14 protein-coding genes are annotated in these 13,600 nt (G+C 63.3%); 12 read left to right on the top strand and 2 right to left on the bottom strand.

Features of this window, described 5'->3' with window-relative positions; genetic code table 11:
* Positions 1-1,557 carry a DUF3482 domain-containing protein gene (locus AAIL66_RS07415; RefSeq protein WP_343496379.1) on the top strand — a complete coding sequence of 519 codons (1,557 nt, stop codon included), beginning with the start codon at positions 1-3 and terminating at the stop codon, positions 1,555-1,557.
* Here AAIL66_RS07415 and AAIL66_RS07410 read toward each other — a convergent pair.
* The gene (locus tag AAIL66_RS07410) at positions 1,532-2,704 is read right to left on the bottom strand and encodes an ATP-binding protein (RefSeq protein ID WP_034382737.1); all 1,173 of its coding nucleotides are present in this window, start codon (positions 2,702-2,704) and stop codon (positions 1,532-1,534) included. The two genes, AAIL66_RS07415 and AAIL66_RS07410, sit on opposite strands and share 26 nt — an antisense overlap.
* Positions 2,689-3,411 carry a response regulator gene (locus tag AAIL66_RS07405; RefSeq protein WP_034351578.1) on the bottom strand — a complete coding sequence of 241 codons (723 nt, stop codon included), beginning with the start codon at positions 3,409-3,411 and terminating at the stop codon, positions 2,689-2,691. Before AAIL66_RS07405 ends, AAIL66_RS07410 begins: the two co-directional genes overlap by 16 nt.
* Positions 3,412-3,671: 260 nt before the next feature.
* Between AAIL66_RS07405 and AAIL66_RS07400 the strand changes: the two genes are divergently transcribed.
* The 11 genes from AAIL66_RS07400 to AAIL66_RS07350 all read left to right on the top strand — a co-directional run bounded on the left by AAIL66_RS07400 (position 3,672) and on the right by AAIL66_RS07350 (position 13,587).
* A complete protein-coding gene (locus tag AAIL66_RS07400) occupies positions 3,672-5,060 on the top strand; it encodes an efflux transporter outer membrane subunit (protein ID WP_343496378.1) in 1,389 nt (462 codons plus the stop codon).
* On the top strand, positions 5,057-6,205 hold the full coding sequence (locus AAIL66_RS07395) for an ABC transporter permease (protein ID WP_343496377.1): 1,149 nt from the start codon (positions 5,057-5,059) through the stop codon (positions 6,203-6,205). Before AAIL66_RS07400 ends, AAIL66_RS07395 begins: the two co-directional genes overlap by 4 nt.
* 10 nt (positions 6,206-6,215) lie before the next feature.
* Positions 6,216-6,974 (top strand): ABC transporter ATP-binding protein, encoded by a 759-nt coding sequence (locus AAIL66_RS07390; protein WP_063662641.1) that lies wholly within the window; start codon positions 6,216-6,218, stop codon positions 6,972-6,974.
* A gap of 2 nt (positions 6,975-6,976) precedes the next feature.
* Positions 6,977-7,912 carry an HlyD family efflux transporter periplasmic adaptor subunit gene (locus AAIL66_RS07385; RefSeq protein ID WP_343496376.1) on the top strand — a complete coding sequence of 312 codons (936 nt, stop codon included), beginning with the start codon at positions 6,977-6,979 and terminating at the stop codon, positions 7,910-7,912.
* Positions 7,905-8,618, top strand: coding sequence for an MtnX-like HAD-IB family phosphatase (locus AAIL66_RS07380; protein ID WP_343496375.1), 714 nt, complete (start codon positions 7,905-7,907; stop codon positions 8,616-8,618). The genes AAIL66_RS07385 and AAIL66_RS07380 overlap by 8 nt, the downstream gene beginning before the upstream one ends.
* A complete protein-coding gene (locus tag AAIL66_RS07375) occupies positions 8,615-9,523 on the top strand; it encodes an alpha/beta fold hydrolase (RefSeq protein WP_063662645.1) in 909 nt (302 codons plus the stop codon). The genes AAIL66_RS07380 and AAIL66_RS07375 overlap by 4 nt, the downstream gene beginning before the upstream one ends.
* Positions 9,516-9,884 (top strand): EamA family transporter, encoded by a 369-nt coding sequence (locus tag AAIL66_RS07370; protein ID WP_003069552.1) that lies wholly within the window; start codon positions 9,516-9,518, stop codon positions 9,882-9,884. The genes AAIL66_RS07375 and AAIL66_RS07370 overlap by 8 nt, the downstream gene beginning before the upstream one ends.
* A 12-nt stretch (positions 9,885-9,896) precedes the next feature.
* The gene (locus tag AAIL66_RS07365; RefSeq protein WP_045839271.1) at positions 9,897-10,283 is read left to right on the top strand and encodes an EamA family transporter; all 387 of its coding nucleotides are present in this window, start codon (positions 9,897-9,899) and stop codon (positions 10,281-10,283) included.
* 1 nt (position 10,284) lies between these two features.
* On the top strand, positions 10,285-11,490 hold the full coding sequence (locus AAIL66_RS07360) for a DegT/DnrJ/EryC1/StrS family aminotransferase (RefSeq protein WP_343496374.1): 1,206 nt from the start codon (positions 10,285-10,287) through the stop codon (positions 11,488-11,490).
* 139 nt (positions 11,491-11,629) lie between these two features.
* Complete coding sequence (locus tag AAIL66_RS07355; RefSeq protein WP_343496373.1) at positions 11,630-13,261, top strand: FAD-binding protein; 1,632 nt, start codon at positions 11,630-11,632, stop codon at positions 13,259-13,261.
* Positions 13,258-13,587, top strand: coding sequence for a ferredoxin family protein (locus tag AAIL66_RS07350; RefSeq protein ID WP_034382744.1), 330 nt, complete (start codon positions 13,258-13,260; stop codon positions 13,585-13,587). The genes AAIL66_RS07355 and AAIL66_RS07350 overlap by 4 nt, the downstream gene beginning before the upstream one ends.
* Positions 13,588-13,600 lie beyond the last annotated feature (13 nt).

The raw sequence follows: 13,600 nt of genomic DNA, 5'->3' as shown, positions 1-13,600 counted from the left end.
ATGAGTGAGAGCAACGAGCAGGTTCCGATTGACAGCAGCATTCAGTGGTGTCTTTTGTCGCACACCAATATCGGCAAGACCACGCTGACCCGTACGCTGATGGCCGACGATGTCGGCGAGATTGACGATGCCGCACATGTGACCACTCAGTCACAGCGCTATCTGCTTCAGAAAACGCAGCAGGGCGATGAGCTGTGGCTTTGGGATACGCCGGGCTTCGGCGACTCGGTGCGGCTTTATGAACGCCTGCGGCAGCAGGGCAATCCGCTGGGCTGGTTTCTCAGCAATGTCTGGGATCGCTGGCGCGACAGGCCTTTCTATCTGAGTCAGCGTGCCTTGCTCGCTGCGCGCGATCATGCGGATGTGATGCTCTACCTCGTCAACGCGGCCGAAGACCCGGCCGATGCAGGCTACTGGAGCGCCGAGATGAACATTCTGGCCTGGATGAACAAGCCGGTCATCGTGCTTCTCAACCAGATTGGCAGCGACACCACGGCAGAGCAGACACAGGAAGATTTGCGGCGCTGGCAGCAGGCGACGCAGAGCTTTCAAAGCGTGGTGCGCGATGTGCTGGTGCTGGATGCCTTCACGCGCAGCTGGTGGCATGAGCGCAAGATGATGCAAAGCATTGCGCCTTTGTTGCCTCAGTCCAAACAGTCTGCCTATCAGCGCCTGCTGGAGCAGCGAGCTTTGCTGCAGCAGCAGCGCGAGCAGGCGAGCCTGGGGGTCATGGCGGATCAGCTGATAGCTGCGGCAGGTCTGCATGAAAAGCTCGATCCAGAGCAAGGCAAACTGCTGGCGCGTGCCTGGCAAAGCCTGAGCCAGCTCACCGCCAAATTGGGTAAATCGGCAGAGGGCGAAGAGCGGCTCGGAGCGCAGGCCAAGGCAGCCGTTCAGCGGCTGATGCAGGCTTTGCGTCAGGCCGATGTGCAGGCCACCCAGCGCTTGCTCGAAATTCATGGACTCGACGGTCAGGCGGCCAGTCAGATACAGGAACAATTGCGCAGCCAGCTTCAGATCACCACGCCGGTCGATGCGCAGGCAGCCAGCTTGTGGGGGGCGTTGACTGCCGGCGCAGCCACAGGACTGGGGGCCGATCTGATGGCAGGAGGTTTGACGCTGGGTGCCGGTGCCCTGGTTGGGGCGCTGCTGGGGGCCCTCACCTTTGGGGGCGCGGCCTGGGGAGCGAACAAGATGTTCGACCAGGAGCAGCAGAGCTTTCAACTCTCGACCGACTATCTGAACGCAGCAGCTGGTCAGGTATTGCTCAAGTACCTGCTGATCTCGCATTTCGGCCGTGGTCGGGGTCGCTACACCAGCCCTGCGGCGCCCAGTCAATGGAGTGAGCTGGCCCAAGGCACGGTGCAGACGCATGCCGCGCAATGGGCCGCACTCTGGGCGCAGCTGCGCGAAGCACATGCCGCAGGAGCGGCTGCCGATGCGCAGAGAGTCGCCATGGTGGAGCTGCTCTCGCAAAGCCTGCAGCAGATCATGGCCGACCTCTATCCGGGGCTGAATGCAGAGTGCGGTGTCAGAGACGAGGAAAGCGCACGGTAAAAAGCGCGCCGCCACGCTCGGATATGCCCGTGCTGACGGTGCCGCCCTGCGAGGTCACCAGAGCCTTGACGATGGACAGGCCCAGACCCGAGCCTTCCCGGCGGCGCTTTCCTGGGGCCTGAACAAAGCGCTGGAACGGATGGGCCTGAACTTCGTCAGCAAGGCCGGGCCCCGCATCGCCCACTTCCAGGATCACCCATGACTGGTTCTGGTGGTCGGAGCTCGCATGCACCCGGATGCTCAGCCAGTGGCCGCTGCTGGCATGGCGCAGCACGTTGCTGATGAGGTTGGTGGTGATCTGACGCAAGCGATCGGTGTCGGCCTTGATGTCGGTGCTGCCATCGCCGTCCTGCATGGGCAGATCCAGTGACAGGGCCATGTCCAGCTTCTGCAGCTGCGGGTGCAAGTCCTCGACGACATCACCGACCAGTGCGGCGAGGTCTATGCGTTCCTTGCGCAGAGACAGCTGTCCAGCGTCGGCCATGGAAAGGGTGTGCAGATCGCCGACCAGCCGTCCCAGATGCTCGACCTGAGCCAGCAGCGTCTTCATCTCGGCCTGGCTGGAGTCGATGACGCCGTCGCAGATCGCATGCAGTCTTGCCTGCAGCACCGTCAATGGGGTGCGCAGTTCGTGGGAGATGGAGGCGGCCGTGGCCAGACGCTCTGCTTCCAGCGTCTCCAGCGAATCAACCATGCCGTTGAAGGCATCGATCATTTCTGCCATCTCGCCATGGGCATTGCCCTTGACGGCTCTGGAGGCCAGATCGCCACGCTCCACGCGCGCAGCCACTTCCACCATGGAGGCCAGCGGACTGGTGATGCGTCGCGAAATCCAGAAGCCCACGGCCATGCCGAAAGGCAGGCTGACAGCCAGGCCGATGACCAGCGACCATTTCTCGCCAAACAGGCGGTCGCCTTCCCAGTACTCGGAGTAGATCTGCAGGGCTCTGGGGCTGTCTTCCAGATCCTGGGACTTCAGCGCCTCCAGCTCGGTTTTGACGGGGCTTGGCAGGTGGCGGTAGAACTCGCGGTACTGCAGCTCGGAAAACGCCAGCACGCCAATGGCCAGGGAGGCAATGGCCAGCAGCACGGCCGCCGTGATCCACAGACCAAAGCGGACCCAGATGCGGTTCAGTCCCAGGGCCATAGACGATAGCCAATACCGCGCACGGTCTCGATCAGCCCGTCCTGGCCGGCCAGTTGCAGCTTGCGGCGCAGTTTGGATAGGTGGGAGTCGATCACCCGCTCCAGCGCATCGCTTTCCGGCAGGCAGTTCTCAATCAGGTAGGCACGTGAAAAGCAGCGGCGTGGCTGGGCCGCCAGGCAGGCCAGCAGACGGAACTCCGTGAGCGTCAGCGCCAGAGGCACGGCCTGGCCCGCATCGTCATAGACGGCTGCACTATGGGCTTCCACGTCGATCTCTATGGGGCCGACGCGAATGGGAGCGGCCACCGGCGCAGGCTTGGCCTGGGTACGGCGCAGCACGGCACGCACCCGGGCCACCACCTCGGGAGGGTTGAAAGGCTTGACCACATAGTCGTCCGCCCCCAGGCGCAGTGCCAGCAGCTTGTCCACATCGTCTGCCAGGGCCGTCACCATGATGACGGGGACATCGCTGTCATTGCGAATCATGCGCAGCACATCCACTCCATCGACCTTGGGCAGATGAATGTCTAGCAGCACCAGGTCCGGGCGCAACTGGCGAAAGCTCTGCAGGGCTTCCTCGCCATCTTGCGCCATGCGAATGCGCAGGCCGTCGCGCTCCAGATAGGCGCTAAGAACGCCGGCAATTCCGGGTTCGTCTTCGACTACAAGCACCATGGGCGTGGAAGCAGGTTGAGCAAAAGTAGTCATGGTTTTGTGTGCAGCAAAGTCATGCATCTGCTGGACTCCCTGAAACTTGTTATCTGCACATTATGTGCGTTGCCGCTGCAATAGCCGAATGGCGGAGGCTCTCCATAATTCCTACATAAACCCTGCAATCTGGCGAAAGCTTGCTGCCGTTCAATGGCGAGGATGGAAAGCTGTTTCTGCTTTCTGCAGCTTCCCGGGTGACACCTATAGCTTGAGCCAACTGCGCTGTGATATTTCCTTCCCACGTCTCGCGTCTTCGCATGGGCATTCTGTGTCTGTGTGCCTTGTCGTTGCTGGCAGGCTGTGCTGCGCCCGAGGCAGTCAAGCTGGACCGGACCACGCCACCTCAGTGGCAGCAGCAGGAGTCGGCTCAAAAGTCGGACCCTGCGGCATTGGCCCACTGGTGGCGCGCCTGGAATGACCCTGCTCTCAATGTGCTGGTGGACGAGGCGCTGGCCCAGAACCTTGATGTGGCTCAGGCCGTGCTGCGTCTGCGTCAGCAGCGCTTGCTGGCGGGTACGGCCGATGCGGCTTTCCGCCCCATAGTCAGCACCGGAGCGCGGACCCTGCAGGATATCGCGGCAGTTGATACCTACTTTCATGCCAGCATTGATGTGAGCTGGGATCTTGGCCTGTTTGGTGACTCCGAAGCGGCGCGCCGTGCAGGCACGGCCGGCGTGCTGGATGCGCAAGCCCAGCTGCATGCAGCGCGGGTGGCGCTGGTGGCCGATGTGGTGCACCGTTATCTCGATATCCGGCTGGCCCAGGTGCAGCGCAGCCTGGTCGAGAGGCAATTGCAGCAGGCGCAGCGACAGCTGCAGCTCTTGCAGATTCGGCATGAGCAGAGACTGACAGATGCCCAGTCTCTGGAGCAGCAACAGCTGCAGCTGCGCACCGCAGAGTCTCAGCTGTTCACTCTGAACGAAGCCCAGGCGCGTGCTGCCCATGCGTTGGCTGCCCTGTTGGGACGTGAGCGTGCCGAGCCGCAGTGGCTGCAGCCCAGGACGGATGCCGCGTTGCCCGCGATGCAGGCGCTTGCCGTATTGCCGGCAGACCTGCTGCGCAACCGCCCCGATATTCAAAGTGCCGAGGCTGCGGTGGAGCAGGCTGCGGCCGAGGTCGGCGTGTCGCGCGCGGCGCTCTATCCGCGGTTGACCCTGACAGGGTCCCTGCTGTACGCATACAACCTGACGCGCAATCACCGCACGACCTCGGACTCCATTCCCATGGTCGGTCCGCAGATCGACATTCCGCTCTTTGACTGGGGTCGCCGCCGTGCCGTGGCGGACGGCAAGGAGCTGGCGCTGCAGGCCAGCATCAAGGCATACCGCCAGGCCGTGCTCAATGGCATTGCCGAGTCCGAAACTGCCCTAGCAGCGGTTGCCGCCCAGCAGCAAAGACAGCAGCAGCTGCAGTTCCAGCAGCAGATTCATGCCGGGCGCGAGAAGGCTCAGGCAGTGCGCCAGCAACTGGGCCTGTCCAGCGAGCTTGCGGGCATCGATAGCGCCCGCGCCAGCCTGCAAAACCAGAGCGAGCTGGCAACCGCCAGGGCTGCCGAGGCGCTGGCCTATGTGGCTCTCTACAAGGCAGTGGGTGCTGCGCCTGTCGATGCCGCGCTTGTTACCCGAACCACAGAGGCTCAGCCATGATTGCCCTGGCGCGCAAGACGCTGATCCATGAGTGGAGACGCTTCGTCCCTTCGGTGTTCGCCGTGGGCTTTTCGGGCGTTCTGCTGGCCATGCAGGCCGCCTTGGTGCTGGGCATCTTCGGCTCTGCCGCGATCTACGTGACGGCCTCTTCGGCCGATCTCTGGGTGGGCTATCCGGGCACGCAAAGCGTGAACTTCGGGCGCAGTATCGGCAGCGATGTGGAGATGCGCCTGCGCATGGACCCCGATGTGGCGGCCGTGGAATCCTATGTCTGGGTCGATGGCGACTGGCGCGCGCGCGCCAGTGCCCAGGGCGCGACCGGAGGCGGAGTCTCGGTCTATCTCTCGGGCGTCAGCACTGCGGACAACTCCATGATGTTCACCAAGGTGCTCACATCCTGGCAGCGACAGCTGCTGCGCGAGCCCGGTGCCGTGATTGTTGACAGGGCGGACCTGGGGACTCTGGGCGCGCAGGAAGGCAGCACGACCTGGATCAACAACCATGCGGTCAAGATCGTGGCAGCCGTAGACGGCTTGCGCGGCCTGGGCGGTGTCAACGTGATCTCCTCGCTCAGCACGGCCCGCGAAATTGCAGAAACCAGTGCCGAGCATGGCAGCACCTATTTCGTGGCACGCCTGAAGCAAGCTGCCAAGGCAGGCGAGGCCCAGGCGAGATTGAGCCAGTCCAGCAGCAGCTTCGGCCCGTACGAGGTCTGGACTGCCGATGCCTTTGCGCGCCGCTCTCAACGTTACTGGATGCTCGATACCGGAGCCGGTGCCGGCGTGCTCTTCATGGCCGTCATCGTCTGCCTGGTGGGCGCCATCGTGACCAGCCAGTCGCTCAAGGCGGTGGTGGCAGGGTCCGCCCGCGAGTATGCGGTGCTCAATGCTCTGGGCGTGAGCCGAGCGGCACTGGGCCGCGTGGTGGTCGAGCAGGCCTGCTGGATTGGCGGCCTGGGCTTTGTGCTGGCGGCACTGACCAGCGCGGTGCTGCTCAGCATTGCATCCAGCTACCGCGTCCCTGTTGCCCTCAACCTTTCAGCGGTACTCGCTTGCGGCTTTCTGGTGGCCGTGCTGTCGCTGCTGTCGGGTCTGGGCGCCATGCGCAGCCTGCTGCGTGCCGATCCGGCAACCCTGTTGCGTTAAGGCCTGAAACATGCAAGCCGAGACCATGATGGAACGCATCAAAACGCCTGCTGCAGCCAAGGATGCAGCGCCCAGCCTCGAGGCCGTGCGTCTCGACAAATCCTTTGTCTCGGGCATCGTCCAGGTACATGTGCTGCAAGGGCTGTCCGTCAGCCTCTATGCGGGGGAGCTGAGCCTGATCTCCGGCCCTTCGGGCTGCGGCAAAAGCACGCTGCTGTCGCTGATGTCGGGACTGCAAAAGCCCGATGCCGGTCACGCGATCGCACTGGGCGAGGATCTGGCCAAGCTCGGCACGGCGGCGTTGGAGAAATTTCGTCTGCGCCATACGGGCTTCGTCTTCCAGGGCTTCAATCTGTTTCCGGCCTTGACGGCACTGGAGCAGGTGCAGTTGCCGCTGGGCTATATGGGGCTCAGAAACGCCGAGACATTGCGCCGTGCCAGGGAGGCGCTCGACGAAGTGGGGCTCTCGCACCGCAGTCATATGCGCCCGGCCCAGCTGTCGGGCGGCGAGAAGCAGCGTGTGGCCATCGCACGTGCCATGGCCAAGCAGCCCCGCCTGCTTTTCGCCGACGAGCCCACCAGTGCGCTGGATGCCGAGAGCGGCCAGCGCGTCATTGACTTGCTGCACCGTGCGGCGCGCACGCACGGCACCACGGTGCTCTGCGTCAGCCATGACCCGCGTCTGGTGCGCCACGCCGATCGTGTGCTGGGCATGGAAGACGGCGCCATTCGCAGCGACTGGCGCCAGAACAGCCCCATCAAGGAATAAACATGAACCCAAGCCCATTTCGTCTCAGCATTGTGTCGGGCGCGCCGCTGCTGGCGGCGGCCGTGCTGATGCTGGGCGGGTGCTCTCCGTCTCAGGATGCTGCCTCCGTGATCACGCCGGCTGCAGCCCAGATCAAGCCTCAGAGCCAGGTAGCCGTTGCGCGGGGCAAGATCGACGTAGAAGGTGGTCTGCTCGATCTCTCCTCGGCCGCATCGGGCGTGGTGCAGCAATTGCTGGTCAAGGAAGGCCAGAGCGTACAGAAAGGCCAGCCGGTGCTGCGTCTCGCGGACGATGCCGCGCGCGCCGATCTGGCGGTGGCGGAGTCCGAGCTGCAGCTGGCACAGACCAAACTCAAGACGCGCCAGGATCGCCTGCCCGCGCTCAAGGCCACGCTGACGCGCTGGCAGGCTGCTGCCAAACAGGGGGCAGCGGATCTGCAAAGCGTGGACGAAGCCGTGCAGGCCCTGCGTGATGCGCAGTCCGAAGTGGATATTGCGGCTGCAGAAGTCACGGTCGCCAAGCGCAAGGCCGAACAGTTGCGGGCTCTGCTGCAGCGCCACGAGCTGCGTGCGCCCGAGGCCGCAGTCGTGGTGCGTCTGCAGGCACAGGGCGGCAGCATGCTGCAAAGCGGCAGTCCGGTGGCGGTGCTGCTGCCCAAGCGCCCTCTGATCGTGCGGGCCGAAGTCAACGAAAGCTTTGTGACGGCGATTCGCGAAGGCATGAAAGCCCAGGTGGCGGTGGACGCAGACGGCAGCGCCGCCAGGCAGGAGTTTCCCGCTGCGACCGTGCTGCGAATCAGCCCCGTCTACGGCACGGCCAGGCTGCAGGACGATGCACAGCGCGGCCCGGTAAGAGTTGTGGAATGCGTGCTGGCATTTGATCAGCCGCCCGCCAATGTCAAGGTCGGTCAGAACGTGAGGGTCAGTTTCCATGAATAAGCGCATTCAGATTTGCCCGTCGCCGGCAGGTACAGCTTCGGCCGGCTGGATGGTGCAAAGCGATTTCGACGGCACGATCAGCCTGCTGGACGTGACCGATACCCTGCTCAACCGCTTTGGCAAGCCGGGCTGGCAGGAGCTGGAGGACGCCTGGGAGCGTGGCGAGATCGGCTCGCGCGAATGCATGAAGGGGCAGGTGGCCCTGCTGGACATGAGCGAGGCCGAGCTGCAGAACCATCTGGACAGCATCGAGATCGATGAGCACTTTACCGGCTTCGTGGCCGAGGCCGGGCTGCATGGCATCAAGGTGCAGGTCGTCAGCGACGGCATTGACTATGCGATTCGCCATGTGCTAGCACGCCATGGCCTCGGGGATCTGGAAGTCATCGCCAACCATCTGGTTCAGACGGGCGAGCGCAGCTGGCGACTGGATTCGCCCTGGGCCAGCAATCGCTGCACACGGGCCAGCGGCAACTGCAAGTGCGAACGTCTGGCCGAGCAGCAGGCCGTGCACGGGCGGGTGCTCTATATCGGCGACAGCACGTCGGACTTCTGCGTTTCCGGCAAGGCGGATTTCGTGCTGGCCAAGTACAAGCTCATCGACTATTGCGAGAGCCAGGGGATTGCCCATGCGCGCTTCGAGCATTTTGCGCAGGCCACCCAGTTGCTGGAGCAAGTCATCTTCGGCATGGAGCAGACTGCATGAATGTCTCTGATGGATTTGGGTTGCTGCAGCAGCCGGATTTGCAGCAGCTGTGTGTGACGCCGCATGAATTCGTCATGCCCGGCGAAGGCAGCAATGCCCGCACGGGCGTGCTGCTGATCCATGGCCTGACCGGCACGCCGGCCGAGATGCGCCTGCTCGCAAAAGGTCTGAACAAGCAGGGTTTCACGGTCTACGGGGTGCAGCTGGCAGGACATTGCGGCAGCATGGAGGACTTGGTGGCTGCCCGCTGGACGGACTGGCTGGCAAGTGTGGAGTCGGGTCTGCAGCGCTTCTTGCAGCATGTGGACCATATGGTGGTTGGCGGTCTGTCCATGGGGGCGCTGCTGTCGCTGGCCGTGGCCGAGCGCCATCCCGACAAGGTGGCGGGCGTCTGCGCGCTGTCCACCACCTTCCGCTATGACGGCTGGAGCATTCCGGCCTATACCAAGCTGGCGTTCCTGCTGCCGCTTTTTCGCCTGCTGGGCATTGGCCGCAACAGTGTCTTCATGGAGGCCCCACCCTACGGCATCAAGGACGAGGCCTTGCGCGCGCGCGTGGTCGAGCAGATGAACAGCGGCGACAGCTCTGCCGCAGGCCTGCCTGGCAATCCCTGGTGGAGCGTCATCGAGCTGCGCGCCCTGTCCGCGAATGTGCAGGCCGGACTGGCGCAGCTGCGCTCGCCCTGTCTGGTCATTCATGCCCGGGAAGACGATATTTCCTCGGTCAGCAATGCCCACGATATCCAACGTGGCGCGGTCAACGCCCATGTCGACCTGGTGCTGCTGGACAATTGCTATCACATGATCACCATCGACCGCGAGCGCCGCACAGTGATTGCCAAGCTCAACGAGTTCATCGCGCGCATCGCCAGCTCGGCGGCGCCTGCCAGGGGTGCGAATGGGTAGTGATCTCTCGCCCCTGGTGGTGACGCTGTGGATACTCAATGTGCTGGTGGACAGCGGGGGGCAGCTGGCCTTCAAGGCCGCGGCCAGCGAGCCGGGGCATCGCAATGGCACGGAGCGCTGGCGCTTCATGCTGGCCAGGCCCTGGCTGTGGGTGGGCATTGCCTGCTATGTGGCGGAGTTTCTGGTCTGGCTGGCGTTTCTGTCGCTGGTGCCGCTGTCGGACGGGGTGCTGCTGGGCTCGATCAACATCGTCGCCATCATGATTCTGGGGCGGGTGCTGTTTCGCGAAAAGCTCGCGCCCATGCGCGTGGCCGGCATCGTGCTGGTGTCCGTAGGCGTGGCCATCGTTGGATTGCACTGAGGGCCGTCGGCTATGAAGCGTTTTTACATTGTCGGCTTTCTGGTACTCATGGCCTTTGACACGCTGGCGCAGCTCAGCTTCAAGCAGGCCGGTGATTCCGCACTGCCGCTGGAGTTCTCCACCGGCTGGCTGCTGCGCGTGTTCAGCCAGCCCTGGATCTACGGTGCATTCGTTGGCTACATCGGTGCCTTTTTCACCTGGATGAGCCTGCTCAAGCACGCTCCCATCGGCCCGGCATTCGCTGCCTCGCATCTGGAGATCATCTCGGTGCTGGCGCTCTCGTACTGGCTGTTCAACGAGCCCATTGGCTGGCCGCAGATCATTGGCTGTCTGTTCATCGTGGCCGGCATCATGTGCCTGGCGGTGAGCGAGAAGCCAGAGGCCGAGCAGGTCGCCTGACATGCGCCAGCCCACGGTGCCGCCAACGGCCGGCCTGCCACTACAGCTCGGCGACCTCTGGCCTTCGGGTGCGGGCAGCCTGGCAGGACAGCTGGCTGCCTGGCTGGGCGTGGAGGCGGTGCAGCTCGAATGCTCGGGGACCTCGGCCCTGATGGTGGCGCTGCGCAGCCTGCAGGCCCTCAGTCCTGGGCGCAGCGAGGTCGTTGCACCGGCCTATACCTGTCCGCTGGTGGCGCTAGCGATTGCGCAGTGCGGGCTGCAGCTGCGCCTGTGCGATCTGCGCGCCGACGCGTTGGACATGGACCCTGTCTGCCTGCAGCGCCTGTGCAGCGACCGGACGCTGGCCGTGCTGCCCACGCATCTGTGCGGGCGTGTGGCCGATGTGGACGCCGCCCTGCAATGCGCGCGCGCCGTGGGCGCCTATGTGATCGAGGATGCCGCCCAGGCGCTGGGAGCGCGCAGCGGCGAAGCTTCGGTGGGCCTCAAAGGCGATATCGGCTTTTTCAGCCTGGCCGTCGGCAAGGGGTTGAGCACCTTTGAAGGTGGCGTGCTGATGGCGCGCGAGCCTTCCATGCGTGCTGCGCTGAGCGCAGCCGGCGCCGCCACCCGGTTCAGCCTGTGGTGGGAGCTGCGCCGAAGCATCGAGCTGCTGGGCTACGCCATGCTCTACCGGCCCTCGGGTCTGCGCATGGCCTATGGCAAGCCGCTGGAGAAATCATTGTCGCGTGGTGACTGGGTAGAGGCCGCAGGCGATGACTTCGACGATCTCATTCCACAGCACAGTCTGGGACGCTGGCGCCAGAGCGTGGGGGCAAGGGCATTGCGGCGGCTGGAGGCGTTTCAGCGGCAAGCATCCGGGCAGGCCGGCCTGCGCATCGCTCAGTTGCAGGCTTGCGAGCTGGAAGTGGTGCAGGATGCCGCCCCCCGGGCGCAGGGCGTGTGGCCGGTGATCCTGCTGCGCATGCCGAGCCAGCAGGCCAGGGATGCCGTGCTGCGCGCGCATTGGGGCGGTGGCTGTGGTCTGTCTCTGCCCTTTGTCCATGTGCTGCCCGACTATGGCCGCTACGACCATGTGCTGGGTGCTGCACGCGACGACGCGGTCAGCCAGGCGCGAGACTGGGCACAGCGCTTGCTCGCCATCAGCAATAGCCCATGGCTGGATGACGAGCGCTTTGCGGATTTGCTGGACACGCTGGCAGCACGCTGATACGCCTACGCCTGCAATCTGTCTGCAATAACGATATAGAAATCCATTCGTTCTGTTTTAGCCGGCTCGTTTCTACACTGAACTTGAACGGACTGCATGGCCTGTTGCCCCGCAGATCAAGGCACAAGGAGTGGTGAAAATGGGAGTAGGAAAACGCTCGAGGCAAGCGCTGTCAAGCGCGGCGGGGACTTGCCAGCACGACGTGGATGTTCTGGTTATCGGCGCTGGACCAGCAGGGGCATGGGCTGCCATCAGCGCAGCCAGCCAGGGGGCAAACGTGCTGCTGGTCGACAAGGGATATTGCGGAACATCGGGCGCAACTGCACCTTCGGGCTGCGGCGTTTGGCATGTCGACAATACCGGGGATTTGCGTGAGAAAGCCAAAGCCAGTCGTTACACCATGGGTGGCATGCTGGCCGAGCAGGCATGGATGGATCGGGTGCTGGAGCAGACCTGGAACAACATCGAGCTGTTGACTGAATGGGGCTACCCGTTCCCTGTCGATGTGGAAGGCAAGCTGCGGCGCAACTCCCTGCAGGGCCCTGAATATATGCGTTTGATGCGCAAGCAGGTCAAGGCTGCCGGCGTACGTATTCTTGACCATAGCCCGGCGCTGGAATTGCTCGTGGATGACGCTGGCACGGTATGCGGCGCAACAGGTGTGCGCAGGCAAGCCGAAGATACCTGGGTCGTGCGTGCAAGTGCAACCATCATTGCCACCGGTGGCTGCGCTTTCCTTAGCCGCGCGCTGGGCTGCAATGTGCTGACCGGTGATGGATACCTGATGGCCGCCGAGGTGGGGGCACAGCTCTCGGGCATGGAATTCTCCAATGCCTATGGGCTGGGGCCGGCGTTCTCTTCGGTCACCAAGTCACTGTTCTACAACTGGGCCAGTTTTTACTATGCAGACGGCTCGCTGATCGAGGGTGCAGGGTCTTCGCGCGGGCGCAGCATCATTGCGCAGACGTTGCAAACACAGCCTGTTTTTGCGCGTTTGGACAAAGCCGATGCGAGCATTCAGGCATGGATGCGCACGGCACAGCCCAACTTCTTTGTCTCGTTTGACCGCAAAGGCATCAACCCTTTTCATGAAATGTTCCCGGTCAGCTTGCGGCTGGAAGGAACGGTGCGTGGCACTGGCGGTCTGAATGTGGTGGATGCCGACTGTGCAACCTCCGTGGCCGGGCTGTACGCTGCAGGCGATGCAGCAACGCGCGAGCTGATCTGCGGTGGCTTTACCGGAGGCGGCAGTCATAACGCAGCCTGGGCGCTCTCTTCGGGATTCTGGGCTGGTGCCGGCGCTGCGCACTTTGCCTTGCATAACCCGATAAAAACACGGCAGCTTTACCGCGCTGGCAGTCCAGGTCTTGAAGAGCAGGGTCAAGCTCGGCTGGACAGCAGTCAGCTGATTCAAGCGGTACAGGCCGAAGTCTTCCCGTACGAGCGCAACTGGAATCGCCAATCCGATGAGTTGCAGCAGTCTCTGCAGAACCTTGATGCCTTGTGGCTGCGCCTGCGTACTGGTGTGCAGTTCCAGTCCATCGAAGAGCGCCTGCGCCTGAGGGAGGCAACTGCCATGCTGGCTACCTCGCGATGGATGTACCGGAGTGCCTTGCAGCGTACCGAAACCCGGGGCATGCATCGCCGTCGCGATCATCAAGAATTGGACCCTGGCCAGAGACATCGATTGATTTCTGGCGGCCTTGATGAAGTCTGGGTGCGTCGTCAGCGGGTCAAAGAAGTGCCGTCTTCCGAAGGAGTGCTCGCATGATCGAAATCATCAGTTCAGAGCGTTGCACCGGCTGCAATATCTGCGTCCATGCCTGTCCTACCAATGTGTTCGACATGGTCAAAGGGCAGGCTCCGCGCATTGCCCGGCAAAGCGATTGCCAGACTTGCTTTATGTGCGAGCTGTATTGTCCTGAGGACGCCTTGTATGTTGCCCCGGTGGCAGATGCTGCTGCCCATGTTGATGAGCTCGCGCCTGCCACGCAAGCTTTGCTGGGCAGCTATCGCGCCTCCGTTGGTTGGGGCAAAGGTCGCCAATCTACCGCAGCACTGGATGCCAGCTACGAGCTGCTGGCGCGTGCGCATTAGAAATTTTGTCATC

This window comes from Comamonas sp. F1-6, assembly GCF_039581415.1.
GTDB classification, from domain to species: Bacteria; Pseudomonadota; Gammaproteobacteria; order Burkholderiales; family Burkholderiaceae_C; genus Comamonas; species Comamonas thiooxydans.
This window is presented reverse-complemented; position numbering and strand designations above follow the sequence as displayed.